The 15,825-nt window shown below is 42.7% G+C and carries 12 protein-coding genes; 7 read left to right on the top strand and 5 right to left on the bottom strand.

Going from position 1 to position 15,825, the window contains the following annotated elements:
* Positions 1-10: 10 nt before the first annotated feature.
* Positions 11-3,607, bottom strand: coding sequence for an AAA family ATPase (locus tag F968_RS14330; RefSeq protein WP_004794113.1), 3,597 nt, complete (start codon positions 3,605-3,607; stop codon positions 11-13).
* A 9-nt stretch (positions 3,608-3,616) separates the two neighbouring features.
* Positions 3,617-4,885: an exonuclease SbcCD subunit D gene (locus F968_RS14325; RefSeq protein ID WP_004794111.1), complete on the bottom strand. Its 1,269-nt coding sequence runs from the start codon at positions 4,883-4,885 to the stop codon at positions 3,617-3,619.
* Between the two features lie 163 nt (positions 4,886-5,048).
* On the opposite strand from F968_RS14325, the gene F968_RS14320 reads away from it, so the two are divergent.
* Complete coding sequence (locus F968_RS14320) at positions 5,049-5,522, top strand: OsmC family protein (protein ID WP_004794109.1); 474 nt, start codon at positions 5,049-5,051, stop codon at positions 5,520-5,522.
* 67 nt (positions 5,523-5,589) lie between these two features.
* Here the strand turns inward: F968_RS14320 and F968_RS14315 are convergent, their stop codons facing one another.
* Entirely contained in the window at positions 5,590-5,967 is a 378-nt protein-coding gene (locus F968_RS14315; protein ID WP_004794108.1) for a VOC family protein, read from the bottom strand.
* A gap of 381 nt (positions 5,968-6,348) precedes the next feature.
* On the opposite strand from F968_RS14315, the gene F968_RS14310 reads away from it, so the two are divergent.
* Positions 6,349-6,798 (top strand): ABZJ_00895 family protein, encoded by a 450-nt coding sequence (locus tag F968_RS14310; RefSeq protein ID WP_004794106.1) that lies wholly within the window; start codon positions 6,349-6,351, stop codon positions 6,796-6,798.
* Between the two features lie 86 nt (positions 6,799-6,884).
* Positions 6,885-7,790 (top strand): TIGR01777 family oxidoreductase, encoded by a 906-nt coding sequence (locus tag F968_RS14305; RefSeq protein WP_004794104.1) that lies wholly within the window; start codon positions 6,885-6,887, stop codon positions 7,788-7,790.
* Here F968_RS14305 and F968_RS14300 read toward each other — a convergent pair.
* Together F968_RS14300 and hemB are read right to left on the bottom strand one after the other, a co-directional pair.
* Complete coding sequence (locus F968_RS14300; protein WP_004794102.1) at positions 7,782-8,897, bottom strand: NAD(P)/FAD-dependent oxidoreductase; 1,116 nt, start codon at positions 8,895-8,897, stop codon at positions 7,782-7,784. The genes F968_RS14305 and F968_RS14300 overlap by 9 nt on opposite strands.
* Before the next feature lie 25 nt (positions 8,898-8,922).
* Positions 8,923-9,936, bottom strand: a complete 1,014-nt coding sequence (hemB, locus tag F968_RS14295; protein ID WP_004794101.1) for a porphobilinogen synthase — start codon at positions 9,934-9,936, stop codon at positions 8,923-8,925.
* A 142-nt stretch (positions 9,937-10,078) separates the two neighbouring features.
* Between hemB and F968_RS14290 the strand changes: the two genes are divergently transcribed.
* From F968_RS14290 to ggt, 4 genes are all read left to right on the top strand, one after another.
* Positions 10,079-10,576 (top strand): thioesterase family protein, encoded by a 498-nt coding sequence (locus F968_RS14290; protein WP_004703260.1) that lies wholly within the window; start codon positions 10,079-10,081, stop codon positions 10,574-10,576.
* A gap of 267 nt (positions 10,577-10,843) precedes the next feature.
* Positions 10,844-11,995: an EmrA/EmrK family multidrug efflux transporter periplasmic adaptor subunit gene (locus F968_RS14285; RefSeq protein WP_004794098.1), complete on the top strand. Its 1,152-nt coding sequence runs from the start codon at positions 10,844-10,846 to the stop codon at positions 11,993-11,995.
* Positions 11,996-12,001: 6 nt separating this feature from the next.
* A complete protein-coding gene (locus F968_RS14280) occupies positions 12,002-13,528 on the top strand; it encodes a DHA2 family efflux MFS transporter permease subunit (protein ID WP_004794097.1) in 1,527 nt (508 codons plus the stop codon).
* A 303-nt stretch (positions 13,529-13,831) separates the two neighbouring features.
* Positions 13,832-15,814 (top strand): gamma-glutamyltransferase, encoded by a 1,983-nt coding sequence (gene ggt / locus F968_RS14275; RefSeq protein WP_034596674.1) that lies wholly within the window; start codon positions 13,832-13,834, stop codon positions 15,812-15,814.
* The last annotated feature ends 11 nt before the right edge of the window (positions 15,815-15,825 follow it).

Genomic DNA, 15,825 nt, shown 5'->3' with positions numbered 1-15,825 from the left:
TCCTAATAAATTAGCCTACGACTTCAATGGTACTTGCACCCGCACCAAGAGGTTTCACCTGAATTTGTACAGGAATACGCTCGTGCATTTCTTGAATGTGTGAAATGAGAATGACCTGACGACCCTGATTTTGCAATTGATCTAAAGCATTCATAACCATATGCAAAGATGAGGCATCTAAAGTGCCAAAACCTTCATCAATAAACAGCGATTCAATTTTCATTGAACCCGAGGCCATATTGGCAATGGCTAAAGACAAGGCAAGGGCAGTTAAGAACGACTCACCGCCAGATAAAGATGCAACGGAGCGGGTTTCTCCATCCATATCGTGGTCAATAATCGCAAGGCTTAAGGACTGATCAAGACGTTTTAGCGTATAGCGTTGAGAAAGCATCGCCAGTTGCTGATTGGCATGTTCAACTAAAATATCTAGGTGATATTGCTGGGCATAGTCACGGAACTCTTTACCTTTAGCATCCCCAATCAGACCTGAAATTTTGCTCCAACGATGCTCTTCATGCTGAATATTTTGAATTTGCTCAGCGTATTGTTGCTGCTTCGCAAGGTTTTGCTGATGTACTTCAAGCTTAAGCTTCAGTCGATCACGTACTTCAAGCTGTGCTTTGAGCTCTGCAATATTGTCTTGAATGAGACTAACAAGCTTTTCATATTCAATATCTGGCTGAGTTTGTAAGTGCTCGCTTAATTGCTCTTGCATGGTCTTAAGTGCAGAAGAAGCTTCACTTAATAAACGTTCGGCATGATTAAGACGATTACGAATATCTTGCTCTTGAGTTGAATTAATTTGCATGAGCGCCGTAAGATCAGAGGCTTGAAAATCAGCATGCGCTTTTAACCAGTTTTGAATTTGCTCATCAACCTGCTGTTGATGTTGCGAGGTGTGTTGATGTTGATGCTTGAGCTGATCGAGCGATTGTTTCTGCTGCTCAAAGTGCTGTCTAGTTTGTTCGAAACGCTGTTTAGCTTCATGATACGCGGTTTGTTGCTGCTGACGTTTAGCATCGTGTTCAATTAACCATTCGTGCGGTTTAATGTCAGCACGGCCCGTCATTTGCTGAATGAGCGACACCGCTTTTTCATTATTTTGCTGACCTTTAAGCGTAATCTCTTTGAGATTTTGATCGACCTCATCAATTTGTTTGACCATTTGCTCAAGGTTGGCAACTAACATTTTAAGGTCTTGTTGCTGCTGTTCAAAACGCTGTGCAAGCTGTTCTTGTTGCTCAAGCTGCTTAGCGCGTGCATCAAGAATAGTCCAAGTCTGCTTAGCCGTTTGGCTACTCGACTGCTGCCATGCATGCTGTTCTGTTTCAGACAAGCACTCAACAATATGTTGAACTTGTTGTTGCCATTGTTGTGCTGTATTAAGCAAACTTTCATTACGTTGAATAGACTGAACGAGCTGATTGTGCTGTTTAATCGCTTGGACTAAACGCAAGTTTTCTGAGTCAAATGAACTTATGGCAGTTTGTGCGGTTTGTCTGAGTTCGTTCAGCGTTTGCAAGATCTGCGCAGGAGCTTGATTAAGCTCAATATGTAATTGATTGAGGTTAAACGTTTGCTCAAGCTCTTGCTGCAAGCTTGATTGTTTGGTTTTAAGTTGAGTTAAGTACTTCTGAACTTGCTCAAGCTCGGCACTACACTGGGTGAGCGAATGTTGTTGGTTTTGCCATGCGTTAAATTTAGTTTGCTCGAGTGCAATAGCTTGTTGCTCTTGCTGTTGCTGCAAGTCGAATAAAGCTTTAGAGACTGCACTGTTGTCAACACGATAGGGATGGTGTGTGCTTCCACAGACTAAACAAGCTTCACCATCTTTAAGATTGGCTCGTAACTGCTCAATATTTTCGGTGTGTAATAAACGCTGCTGTTGCAGGATGTGCTGTAACTTTTCACGTTCAGTTTTTGCTGTTTGGTAGTCTTGTTCAGCTAACTGGCAAACGGTTTTAAGTTGCTGTTCTTGGGCTGAGACTTGAGTTTGTTTTTCAGTGAATTGCTGAAGCTCAGCATATAACTCATGATAAATTTTAACTTTCTGTTGAGTAAGATCTAGCTGAGTGATTTGAGCAAGCTTTTGTTCTTTGTCTTTACGTTGCTGTTCAAGCTTTAACTCAATTTGTTCAACTGTGCCGAGTGAAGCTGTCAGTTGTTCAAGTTCACTTTTAGCTTCCGTTACCTTTTGGCGGGCAAGGCTAGGATTGCCAAGCTGTTGTTCAATCGCTTCATAGTTTTGAATAAACTGCCCGAGCTGATGTAGATGTGCTGAGAGGCCTTTGTCTAATACAGCGTATTGCTGAGTCTGGGTAAGCTGCTGTTGTAGATGAACTTGGTCTTGTTGAAGCTGTGCAATATGCTGTTGCACAGTGTTTTGCTGCTGTTGCAATGGACCGAGTTTTTGCTCAAATACATTTTTCTTTTCTTTGCACTTTTTATATTCATCGGCAATAAAGGCACGTTCTTGAATGGACTGTCGAACTTGATTTAAAGCTTGTTGATGCTGTTGCTCAAAATCGAGCGTCTGTTTGAGCTGCTGTTCTGCAAGTTGATATTGTTTTTGACCCGTTTCGAACACTTGCACCAACTCATTAAACTTGGTTTGTGCTTGCTGAATATGCGGCTCAAGTTGTTGTAGCGTTTGTAAATTTTGAGATTGTTGAAAAACCTGCTGGCGTATTTCAGAGAAAACTTCGAGCCGTTGTAATTGCTCACGTTCAGGCGCAAGTTGCTGATGGTGATTTTGCTGGGTTTGAAACTGTTGCTGTTTAGCTTGAACTTCTTGGGCAAGTTTCGCTTTGCGCTCAAACCATTGTTGCTGTTTGTCTAAGACATTCTTTTGTTGTTCTAACTTTTGATGATTTTGTTCAGCCTGCTGATATTGTTCAGTAAATGCAGCAATCTCTTCATCAGACAAAATTTCGATATGGCCTAAGAACTCTTCAAGCTGTTTACGCTGCTTTGCAATATCTGCTGTTTTACGAAAAGCCAGCTCACCAATTTTGGCGAAAATGCTGGAGTTGGTTAGGTACTCGAGTAACTCACCACGTTCGCTGTCTCGTGCTTTTAAAAATGCGGTCACTTCTGACTGAGCAAGTAATACGGCACGCGTAAATTGTTCAAAAGAAAGCTGGGTAATTTGTTTAACTTTTTCATCAACCGCTTTGGCTTTGTCGGCAAGTACCACGCCATCGGTCAGGCATTTTAAATGGCGCTGCACACTTTGTAATTTGCCATTTGGGTTTTCACGTGCACGTTTAATTTCCCAGCGTGCCAAATAACGTTTTTGATCTTGTGCGACAAAGCAAAGTTCCGCAAAACCATGTCCTGTACCACGGCGTAAGACAGTGAGTGGTGAATTGGTCAGTAACTCAGAACCATCGACATCTTTTAATTTACCATCGCTGTCTTTAAGGCGAGGAACCCGATTAAACAAAGCCAGACACATGGCATCTAAAATAGTCGACTTACCAGCACCAGTTTTCCCTACAATCGCAATGAGACCTGCATGGGCAAGAGGCGCACTTTCAAAATCAATAAAATGTTCATCAGAAAGAGATGCCAGATTTTTTATTCGAATGGATAAAATTTTCATGACATATCCTTAAGGGGTTGCATCATTTTCAAGATGTTTTTGTGCTTCTTGTACTAGGCTTAGAAAATCTTTTAAGACTGCATCATCGGCGTTGTAACCTTGTTTTTCCCAGATATTTTGAAAGAGTTTTTCTGGTGTTGGTGGTTCAAGTGCGATTTTCTGAGTAATATTTGAGTCGGTCGAGTCTTTATTCACATATTGACGTGAAATACGTACTAAACGATAGCGGTCAGGTGGTAGGGCCGCTTCAAACTGCTGACGTAGATTAGGCTGTGGCGGCGTTAAGCTATAATATTCAATATCGACATATTCACGGTGGTCAATATTTTCAATCACACCATGAGGCAAGGCTTTGAGTTGTTGCAGCACTTCATTTAATTCACCACGAATGCGGTGCAACTGTATGCAACGTGGAATTTCTACAGCTTCAAATTGCAAACGGCTATCTGCCTCTTGAGTCGGGTCAATTTTGACCTCAACCACTTGGTGCTTATAGTTAATTTCACTAAAAGACAGTGGAATAGGCGAGCCACTATAACGGATATGCGGCTGGCCTACTTTTTGTGGTTTATGTAAGTGCCCTAAAGCAACATAGTCGACAGCATCTTCAAATAAAGTCGTTGAAAGTGCCTCTTCGTTACCAATAATGATTGGGCGTTCAGAGTCGGATGTTTCTCCACCTTGCATATGCGCATGCGACATCAAAATCAATGCTTGGTCTGGCGTTTTACGACGTTTGGCTTCGGCAATGAGTTGCTGGTGCAAATAGGCAATCGCATTTTTGCTATTGGTGGTATGTTCATTAAAGCCTGTAATTTCGGCTGAGCGTAAAAAAGGTAGGGCAAGACACCACGCCACAATATCCTGATTTTGATTATAAATAGGTAAAAGTAGTCGATCGAGATCTAGGGTTTTATCTTCATTCCAGCGAACTACGCCCACGGTTTTTGCATTGTATTTTTCTAAAAGAGGTTCGACCTGTTCAATACGGTAGCCTGAGTCATGGTTACCCGCAATCATGAGCGTTTGCATGTGTGGTGCAATACGGTGCGCATCTGCTAAAAATTGGTAGAGTTGTTTTTGTGCCTGAGAACCTGGGTTAATGACATCAAAAATATCGCCGGCAATAAGCAGGGCATGTGGTTGTTTTTCTTGAATTTGAGTGAGTAACCAGCTTAAAAATTGTTGGTGTTCGTAGTGTCGTGAATGATTATAAAAAAACTGCCCCAAATGCCAGTCAGAAGTATGTAGAAAATGTACGGACATAGAAACAGACATCAAGCCAAAATAAACACAGATACGTTAGCATAAATTGACAGGAGATTTTATCAAGACATTTTAAAGTGCTCGTTATTTAAGCCTAAGTTGGAACTTAAATTAATTTTTCACTTTAAACTTTGCTTTGTTACTATCGACTTAAACCATGAACTTTGAGAACAAAATGACCATTCATGAATACGAAGTAAAAATACAGTGGGAAGGGAATACAGGAACAGGCACTTCATCTTACCGTTCATATAAAAGAGACTTTAGTATTCAACATCCGCAGAAAACCACGATTCAAGGTTCTTCAGACCCAGCCTATTTAGGTGATGTGACCAGATGGAACCCTGAAGATTTATTGGTCGCATCTGCCTCAGCTTGTCATAAGCTTTGGTACTTGCACCTTTGTGCAGTCAACCATATTCATGTGCTGAGTTATGTCGATCACGCACTTGGATTTATGGAAGATACAGATCCAGTCAAACGTGGTCACTTTACTCAAATTATTTTAAGACCCGAAGTCGTTTTAGAAAAAGGTGCAGACCAAGAGCTTGCGGCAAAATTACATGAAGAGGCTCATCATGAATGCATGATTGCCAATTCGGTGAATTTCCCAATTACATGTGAAGCCACTTTTAGTTTTGCCGAATAATAAATATGAAATAGCCACCATTTAAAAGACGGTGGCTATAAATTAATAAAATTGTTAAATAATATCTTTAAGCTGCATTTTCATCGACTTGGAAAATACCAAAAACGTTATGGTCTAAATCGACAAAGTAGCCATGCCAAGCACGACCGGGAAGAGCGAATTTATCCATTGCGACAATGCCACCTTGCGCTAAAATTTTGGCAGCAACTTCATCAAAGTTTTCTACTTGAACCGAACAGGTAAATGCATTGGTACCATACTCCATGGGTGGGGTTTGAGCCGGACGTTTTAAAAGTCCACCCATGAGTGACGGCGTTTCGATACGATAATATTCAATTGGTAAATTTTCATCAAGTTTAAATTGCCAACCGAACACAGCTTGATAAAACTGCGCATCGCGGGCAGGGTTTGAAGACTGGATTTCAAAATAGGCAATGTTGTTCATATTATTTAAAACATATTTTTATGGTGCAAAAAGTATACGCATAGCTTTTATAGCCACGAAAGGGCTATTGTGTATGCTGAGCGTAAAATAAATGAAAGTGCTAGAAAATAAAAACCGACGATTCGAGTGATGAGAGAATCGTCGGTCAAAAACTTCATCAAGGGTTTCGGCTGCTAACAAAACCTAATCTGAAGGAAGAAAAGCGTCGTAATGAAAGGTCACCGAAACAATTTTGCGGATGCCGTGCAAAGGAAGTATTCGGTTGCTGCGACCTTATTACCCTATATAACGTCAAGAGATTCGAATTGGTTGACAGAAAAATGAAAAAAAATCGAAAAAAAATTTATAATTATTTTTTGAACCCATAAATTAGGCAAAAATATGACCAAATTACGTTCTTACTTTCTCTGGTTTTTTGGTTTATGCATCGTGCTTACCTTAATTGTAGGTGTGGTTGCAGCACTATTACCAGCGAGTGTAGGCGGTATTTTAACAGCCGTTCCATATTTAGGCGCAATGATTTTTGTCTTATTTAAATTTTTAAAGAAAGAACGCCGTGCACCGACTGTACAAGAAAAAAAGAAATTTACTTTAGGTTTTACCCTGATTTTTTGGGGCTATAACTTATGTGGTGTTTTATTTGGCCTGTTTTTATTTGCTAGAAAAGACCCAGAGATTTTGCAAAACTTTATGCTTTATCTCAAACAGCCCCAGTTCTTGAGCATTATGGTGATTATGCTTTTAATGTTAGCTATCCCGCTTTATTTAATTACCTACTGGTTTTACGGCAAACAGGCACAGCGAATGGCAGACAAAATGTTTAATGTGTAATAGATCACTACATAAACAGCTACGATTAAATATAAATGAGTCTTATATAATTAAATAAAACTTGCGTCCTCGGTTTTGGAGGAAATATGAATAAGAATGTATTAATCACGGGTGCCAGTGGGTTTATCGGAACACATTTAATTAAGTTCCTGCTGCAAAAAAATTATAACGTGATTGCTGTGACACGGCAGGCTGGAAAGATATCTGACCATCCTGCCTTACAGTGGGTGCAAAAGTTCGAAGATATTACGACACGGCAAATTGACTATGTGGTGAATTTGGCAGGCGCAAATATTGGCGAAAAACGTTGGACCGAGTCGCGTAAAAAACAACTCATTGAAAGCCGAGTAAACACGACACGAAAGTTATATGCGTGGCTCAAGCAATCTGAAATTTTTCCAGAAGTGATTGTGTCTGGTTCGGCCATTGGTTATTACGGAATAGATGATCAAGAAAAGTGGGCAGAAGCGTGCACTGAACAAAGTTCACCACAGCCTATTTTTATGTCCGAGCTTTGCCAAGAGTGGGAACATGCTGCTTTAGCCGATACTCAGCAAAATACTAAAATTATTCGCTTAGGTGTGGTGTTTGGGCAAGGTGGTGGCATCTTGCCTAAAATGTTACTTCCGATTCGACTCAATTTGGTCGGTCAAATTGGTCACGGGCGTCAGCCTGTGGTTTGGGTACACATTGAAGATGTATTAAGCGCCATCGAGTTTATATTTAAGCACCCTCAATCTGCTCAAATTCATAATGTGGTCGCACCAGAAAATGTGACTCAACAAACTTTTGTTGAACAAGCTGCCGCGGTACTCAATAAGAAACCAATATTGTCGGCACCGAGCACGGTTTTTCGCTGTTTGTTGGGTGAACAGTCTCAATTGATTTTAAATGGTCAATACGTCAAACCCGCAGCCCTGCAAGCAGAAGGATTTGTGTTTGCTTATCCTCAATTAAAAATGGCTTTAGAGAATATATTGGCGTCAGGCTAAGATTCTATTTTGCAAGCGCTCTGGAGAATATGCTTTGGCATCCACTAATGTTGGTTGACCCAACATAAGCTGACGGAGCAATTGCGCAGAACCTGCACCCATACACAAACCATTTCTAAAATGACCAAAGTTTGCCCAGAGGTTGTCCATTTCAGGCATTTTGCCAATGTACGGAACGCCATTTGGTGAACTTGGTCTGAGCCCTGCCCAGCGATGTACGATCGAGAAATCGGCCAGTTCAGGCACCATTTCTAAACATGCTTCTAAAATATTGTGCTGGGTGGTTTCATCGGTAGAGGTGTCAAAACCACGATGCGCCATGCTAGAACCACACACGACATGACCGTCCATACGTGGAATCAAATACATGACTCGATTCATACACATGGTTGGTAGCCAGTGAGCAGGAGTTTTAAATAGCAGCATTTGACCTTGAACAGGTTCGACTGGAATTTCGAGTTGTAATTGTGAGTTCCAGTAATGGCTCCAAGCGCCCGAAGTTATTACAAAATGGTCTGCTGTATGTTTGCGACCATCTTCGGTTTGTAGGGCTTGTATCACATCGCCCTGTTGAATCAGTTTTTTAACAGCAGAGTGCTCAAAAAACTCAACATTGGGATGTTGTTTTAAATAACTAATCAGGGACTGTAAAACGCGTGGATTACGGATATTAGACAGTTCAGGGAAATAAATGGCTTCTTGAAACTGATCGGAAATATGTGGATTGACTTGTTCTAGCGCATCTCGCTGTAAGTATTCACAGCGTTGCATTGGTTCTTGATGCTGCTCGGCGTAAGAAAGTCCAACGTCAAAATCTTCTTCATCAAAAATCAGCATGCCTGTGTCATGAATTTCAAAATCAATGCCTGTAACAGGGTGGAGCTTTTGATTCCATGCTTGATAAGAGGCTTTGCCAAATTGAGCAAGTTGGTTCACTGCATGCACATAGCGCCACGGATACATTGGAGAGAGAATGCCTCCGCCAGCCCAAGAGGCTGCTTGTCCCGCTTGTTGTTGATCAAAAATGCTGATGGTACAGCCTTGTTCAACCAACTCCAGCGCAGACATTAATCCACTTATGCCCGCGCCAATAATTGCAATATGCATGCAGTGTTATCCTTTCTCTGCGAACTTAGTTCATTTCCTTGAGTTTTTCGGCAGCAGTTTCTGCAAAGTAAGTCCAGATTCCGTCTGCACCTGCGCGGCGGCAGCACATGAGTGATTCTAAAATGACTGAATCTGATAACCAGCCATTTTGAATTGCGCCAGCTAACATGGCGTATTCGCCACTCACTTGATAAATGAATGTCGGAACACCAAAGGTATCTTTCACTTCACGTACCACATCCAGATATGGCATGCCCGGTTTTACAATTACCATGTCGGCGCCTTCTTGAATATCAAGTGCGATTTCATGTAAAGCTTCGGCACGGTTGGCAAAGTCCATCTGGTAGTTATATTTATTACCACCTTTTAGGTTGGATGCAGAGCCAACAGCATCACGGAACGGGCCATAAAAGCTAGATGCATATTTCGCAGAGTAGGCCATGATGTTGGTATAGATGTGACCATTGGCTTCTAAAGCCTGACGAATTGCGCCAATACGGCCATCCATCATGTCACTTGGTGCAATCACTTCAGCACCTGCTTCTGCGTGACTTAACGCTTGTTTAATCAAGCATTCTACAGTCTCGTCATTCAGCACATAGCCAGTTTCATCAATAATGCCATCTTGCCCATGCGTGGTGTATGGGTCGAGGGCACCATCAGTGATTAACACCATTTCTGGTAATTCTTTTTTAAGCAAACGGCAGGTGGTTTGTACTAAACCATCTTCATGCCATGCAGCTTCTGCGGTGAGGCTTTTATCTTCTTGTGGGGTAACTGGAAAAAGAGCCAGTTTTGATACGCCCAATTCCAGAAGTCTTTCAGCTTTTTTCAGTAACAAATCTGCCGACAAACGCTGAATGTTTGGCATACTTGGAATATCTTGGGTCTGATTTTGTCCCGGTAATACAAATACTGGATAAATCAAGTGATTGGTAGTGAGCTGTGTTTCGCTGACCATCGCACGCAACTGGTCATTTTTACGGATACGGCGCATGCGAGTGGCTGGAAATGCAGGACGATTGAACGTATAAGTCATAACAATCTCGATGTTCGGTATTACACTAGGATAGGTTGGCGGATATTCCATTACTGTCAACCGACTGCTGTATTGTAGCCCCATAATGCTGGATTTGTACAAAATTATGGGTGTTTATCATGCTTTTAAATTTAGGCAATGTATGAGTGATGAAAAGAAAAATTGGACTGGGAACATCCATTTAGGTGCAAAAACAGACCTAACTGTAGTGCTCAACCAATTATGTAAAGCGTTTAATAGCTCTCCTTTTTTTAAGCATAGTGGAATGATTATGCGTGTGGTGGACGGGCACATTGAAGGCTATATCGAGATGCAACCCAACCTGATTGGCAATCTGGCATTTCAGATTTTGCATGGCGGCGTTGCTGCGACCTTGCTCGATAGTATTGGTGGAATTGTGGCAATGGAACATCTCTATCGCCGTTCGACCCCAGAAACTTTAACTGAAACCATTAAACAAGTGTCGCGTTTGGCAACAGTCGATATGCGTGTAGATTATTTAGCACCGGGGCGTGGTAAGTATTTTATTGCCCGTGCCGAAGTGTTACGTTTAGGTCGTAAAGGCTGCACCATGCGCATGACCATGGTCAATGATGAAGATAAAGCGATTGCTGCGGGTATTGCTTCATATGCCTATTAAGCAATGAATTGAACCATTTAAAAGCGCCAAGTGCGCTTTTTTTAGTGTTTGAAAAGCTAAAATTTTCATAAAAACTTTGAGATAAACATTAATTTAATTAGAACGAACGCATGAGTTATAAATTTTTATTCTCATATTATGAGGTTTTAGCGTTAAAATTAGCTCCTTTGACAATGCGATATGTCTTGTTTATAGAAAAATAAAAACTCTATAACAAGGTGTAGTGCGAGATTGATGGCAAAGCCAACTCATCTTTAGGAACATACCATGACTGATGCACAAAGCAATGTAGAAGAAACAGTGCCAACAACATCTGCCTCGGATGACAACAATCAAAACAAGCGCAAAAAATTTCTTGGTTTTTTTGCGCTGATTTTATTGATCGCCGCTATTTTATATGCAATTTGGGCATTATTTTTAAATCATTCCGTGAGTACGGATAATGCTTATGTCGGTGCTGAAACCGCGCAAATTACCTCAATGGTGAGCGGTCAGGTCGCTCAGGTTGTCGTAAAAGATACCCAAACGGTACATCGTGGTGACGTGCTGGTTCGTATTGATGACCGTGATGCCAAAATTGCATTAGCGCAAGCTGAGGCGGAACTCGCAAAAGCAAAACGCCAATACAAACAAACTGCGGCAAACAGTAGTTCTTTAAACTCTCAAGTTGTGGTGCGTGCTGACGAAATTAACAGTGCCAAAGCACAGGTTGCTCAAGCGCAAGCCGACTACGACAAAGCTGGGTTAGAGCTCAACCGCCGTGCACAACTTGCCGCGTCTGGTGCAGTGTCTAAAGAAGAACTCACTAAGGCACAAAGTGCAGTTGAAACCGCGAAAGCAGGGCTCGAGCTTGCTAAAGCAGGTTTAGCGCAAGCATCTTCAAGTCGTAAAGCTGCTGAAAGTACCTTAGCTGCAAACGAAGCTTTAATTCAGGGTGTAAGCGAAGTTTCAACACCTGATGTACAAGTTGCGCAGGCACATGTTGAACAAGCTCAGCTTGATTTAGAACGTACCGTGATTCGTGCGCCAGTTGATGGTGTGGTCACACGTCGTAATATTCAAGTTGGCCAACGTGTTGCACCGGGCACCAGCATGATGATGATTGTGCCGCTGAATGATTTATATGTAGATGCGAACTTTAAAGAAAGTCAGTTGAAAAAAGTCCGTCCGGGTCAAATCGTTACGCTGACTTCAGATTTATATGGCGATGACGTTGAATATCACGGCAAAGTGATGGGCTTCTCTGGTGGTACAGGTTCTGCCTTTGCCTTAATTCCGGCTCAAAACGCAACAGGTAACTGGATTAAAGTGGTTCAACGCTTACCAGTTCGTATTGCACTTGACCCGAAAGAACTTGCTGAACACCCACTGCGTGTTGGCTTGTCGATGGAAGCAAAAGTCGACTTATCTGCGAAGTAAACGCTTATGAAAACGCAAACACCTTTTGCCGAACTAAGCGGTGGCCGTTTATTACTGGCAGCGTTCGTTATTGCCTTGTCGAACTTTATGGTCGTGCTTGATACGACCATTGCCAACGTATCTGTACCGCACATTACCGGTAACCTTGCTGTTTCAAGTACACAAGGCACATGGGTTGTTACGTCGTATGCAGTTGCAGAAGCGATTTGTGTACCTTTAACAGGTTGGCTTGCGGGCCGCTTTGGTACCGTTCGGGTTTTTATTTTCGGCCTGATTGGTTTTACCATTTTTTCTTTCTTGTGCGGGCTAGCAAACTCGTTAGGCATGTTGGTGTTTTTCCGTATTGGACAAGGTCTATGCGGTGGCCCACTCATGCCACTTAGCCAAACATTGCTGATGCGTATTTTCCCTAAAGAAAAGCATGCACAGGCCATGGGCCTATGGGCAATGACGACCGTCGTTGGGCCAATTTTAGGACCAATTTTGGGTGGTCTGATTAGTGATAACCTGTCTTGGCACTGGATTTTCTTTATTAACATACCAGTCGGCATTGTTTGTGTTTTAGCGGCAATTCGTTTGCTTAAACCAGCCGAAACAGAAACGATTTCTTTAAGAATCGATACTGTCGGTTTAGGTCTGTTAATTCTGTGGATTGGTGCGCTACAGCTCATGCTCGATTTGGGGCACGAACGCGACTGGTTTAATAGCACCAGCATTGTGGTGTTAGGCTTAACTGCCGCCATTGGTTTTGTGGTGTTCCTCATATGGGAGCTGACCGATAAGCATCCCGTCGTGGATGTCAAAGTCTTTAGGCATAGGGGCTTTGCAATTTCGGTACTGGCCTTATCGCTTGGCTTTGGCGCATTCTTTGGCAGTATTGTACTGATTCCACAGTGGCTGCAAATGAACCTTTCCTATACCGCAACATGGGCAGGCTATTTAACCGCAACCATGGGCTTTGGTAGTTTGACCATGTCACCGATCGTGGCAAAGCTTTCGACTAAACATGACCCACGGGCACTGGCGAGTTTCGGTTTGATTCTGCTGGGTGGTGTGACCTTAATGCGGGCATTCTGGACCACAGATGCCGACTTTATGGCACTGGCTTGGCCGCAGATCCTGCAAGGTTTTGCTGTACCTTTCTTCTTTATTCCACTGTCGAATATTGCACTTGGTTCGGTACTCCAGCAAGAGATTGCATCTGCTGCGGGCCTCATGAACTTCTTAAGAACCATGGCAGGAGCGATTGGTGCTTCAATTGCAGTGACCGTGTGGGATGACCACGCTAAAGTTGCACGCAGTGAAATGGTATCAAACCTAAATACTGCTGAAGTTCAAAATAACCTTGCGCAAAATGGTTTTTCGGCTGACTCAACCTTAGGGATTATTTCAAACCTCGTTGATAAAGAAGCGATTACCATGTCGGCAAACCATGTATTTTTGCTGTTTGCGATGGTGTTTGTCTTTGCGGGACTGGTCATTTGGCTGTGTCCGAAACCCAAAGGAGATGTCAGCGGAATGCCATCTCACTAAATATAAAAGCATCTCTTCGGAGGTGCTTTTTTTAGGCCCACTAAAAAATAGAACGAGTCTATAAATGGTAGATTTTGCCTGTATTTCACTAAATAAAGCATGCCAGAATCGGGCAGATCAGATATAAAAGCGTGTGATATCAAGCAAGGAGGCTTAAGACAGGGCACAGGAAAAAACGCCCTTAAACATTCAATATTATAAAACCTTATTTTTATCAAAGATTAAAAAAACTTAATACCTGAAAACAAAGAAGCTTGCATGGCAATTGCATGGATAGGCAAGCGTATATATTGGAGTTATCACGTGAATATAAAATATTCATTTTTGTTCAGTAGTTTATTAGCAGTCGGTTTATTACAAGGATGTGGAGATGATTCTTCAGATCAACCCAAGGATGACTCAAATACAACTCCGCCCAATTTAATTGTTGATAATGACCCGACCAGTTGTAGCAAATTGGCACAAGACGGTTCAAACGTGGTCGTAGGTTCTAACCAAAATGGTGACCCAGCAGCCCCTGAAGGTGCATCGGGTTATAGACTCGGTAATACGGTTAAATACGCTGATAAATATATGGTGGTGGCAAACACGCCACTGGCGGTAAAAGCCGGCTGTGATGTTTTAAGAGCAGGCGGTAGTGCAGTCGATGCGGCGGTTGCGGTACAAGCAGTGTTAGGTTTAGTCGAGCCACAATCGAGCACCATTGCGGGTAGTGGCTTTATGATGTATTACGATGCCCAAACCAAAAAAGTTACGGCTTATGATGGTCGTGAAACCGCACCAGCCGCAGCCAACGAATATTATTTAATTCGCCAAGATATATATGACCCAAATTCACCAGCACCTGTACCAAGTGCCCGCCGTAGTGGGCGCTCGATTGGTGTGCCGGGTGTGATGCGTTTGCTTGAACAAGCACAACAAGAACATGGCAAACTTGAATGGAAACAGCTTTTTGGTGAGGCGATTGGTTTAGCTGACAACGGTTTCCGCATTCCGGGCCGTTTGGCAGATGCCATTGCAAGTAATGCAAACAGCTTAGCGCTCGATGCAAATGCAATGGCAACCTATTTCTACACAGATGGTTCACCTCGTAAAGTCGGTGAGACCATGACCAATAAAGCCTATGCAAAAACCCTAGAAGCACTTGCCACACAAGGCGCAAATGCGCTGCACACGGGTCCAATTGCTCAAGCGATTGTGGCAAAAGCAGGCCAAACACTAGGGGATGACCCAGCAAAAACTCCAATTACGCCAAGCTTAATGACCTTGCAAGATTTATCGAACTATCAGGTTAAAAAACGCGACCCGATTTGTACGACGTATCGTGACCGTTACTATGTGTGTACCATGCCGCCTCCATCTTCGGGAGGGATTGCGGTTGCGCAAACGCTGGGTATTTTAGAAAACTTTGATATGTCGCTTTACCCACCTAAAAACCCTGAAAATGAAGGTGGTGTGCCGGATGTGATGGGCGTACATTTAGTGTCTGAGGCAGAACGTTTGGCCTACGCCGACCGTGATAAATATGTGGCAGATACTGACTTTGTTGCTTTACCAGCACAGGGTATTGCAAGTTTTATTGATAAAAATTACTTGAAACAACGTGCAGCACTGATTAACCCGAACCAAAGTATGGGCGTTGCGCCAGCAGGCAATTTCAACCCAGCTTCGGGTGTTGACACCACTGTTGAACATGGTACAACTCAGTTCACGATTGTAGATGCCTATGGCAATGTGGTTTCAATGACATCGACTGTTGAATCGAGCATGGGTTCATTCCACATGGTGGATGGTTTCTTGCTGTCAAACCAGTTAACTGACTTTAGCGCTAACCCGCTGGATAGCACTGGGGCACTGGTTGCCAACCGTGTAGAAGGTGGTAAACGCCCACGGAGTACCATGGCGCCAACTTTAGTGTTTAAAGGCACCACGCCAGATGAGTTTTATATGGCAACAGGTTCACCAGGTGGCGGTACCATCATTCAATATGTAGTTAAAACTTTGGTGGGTGCGCTGGACTGGAACTTAAATGCACAGCAGGCGACCTCGCTTGTTAACTTTGGTGCGACCAATAGCAAAAACACCAATGTGGATAGCTCGAATGTACAGCTTTCTTTGCTTGATTTGATTGAAGGCTTAAAAGCAAAAGGGCATGGCGTTGCCAACACTGCGCAAACCAGCGGTATTTCTACGATTATGAAAGTAAATATTAATAATCAGAGTAAATACGCAGGTGGGGTAGACCCACGCCGTGAAGGTATTGTGTTAGGCAATGGTGCTTTATAGACCAAACTTTA

Origin of the sequence: Acinetobacter sp. NIPH 817 (assembly GCF_000368405.1) — a bacterium.
GTDB lineage: Bacteria > Pseudomonadota > Gammaproteobacteria > Pseudomonadales > Moraxellaceae > Acinetobacter.
The sequence above is the reverse complement of the archived record's forward strand: the minus strand, read 5'-3'. Positions and strand labels throughout refer to the sequence as shown.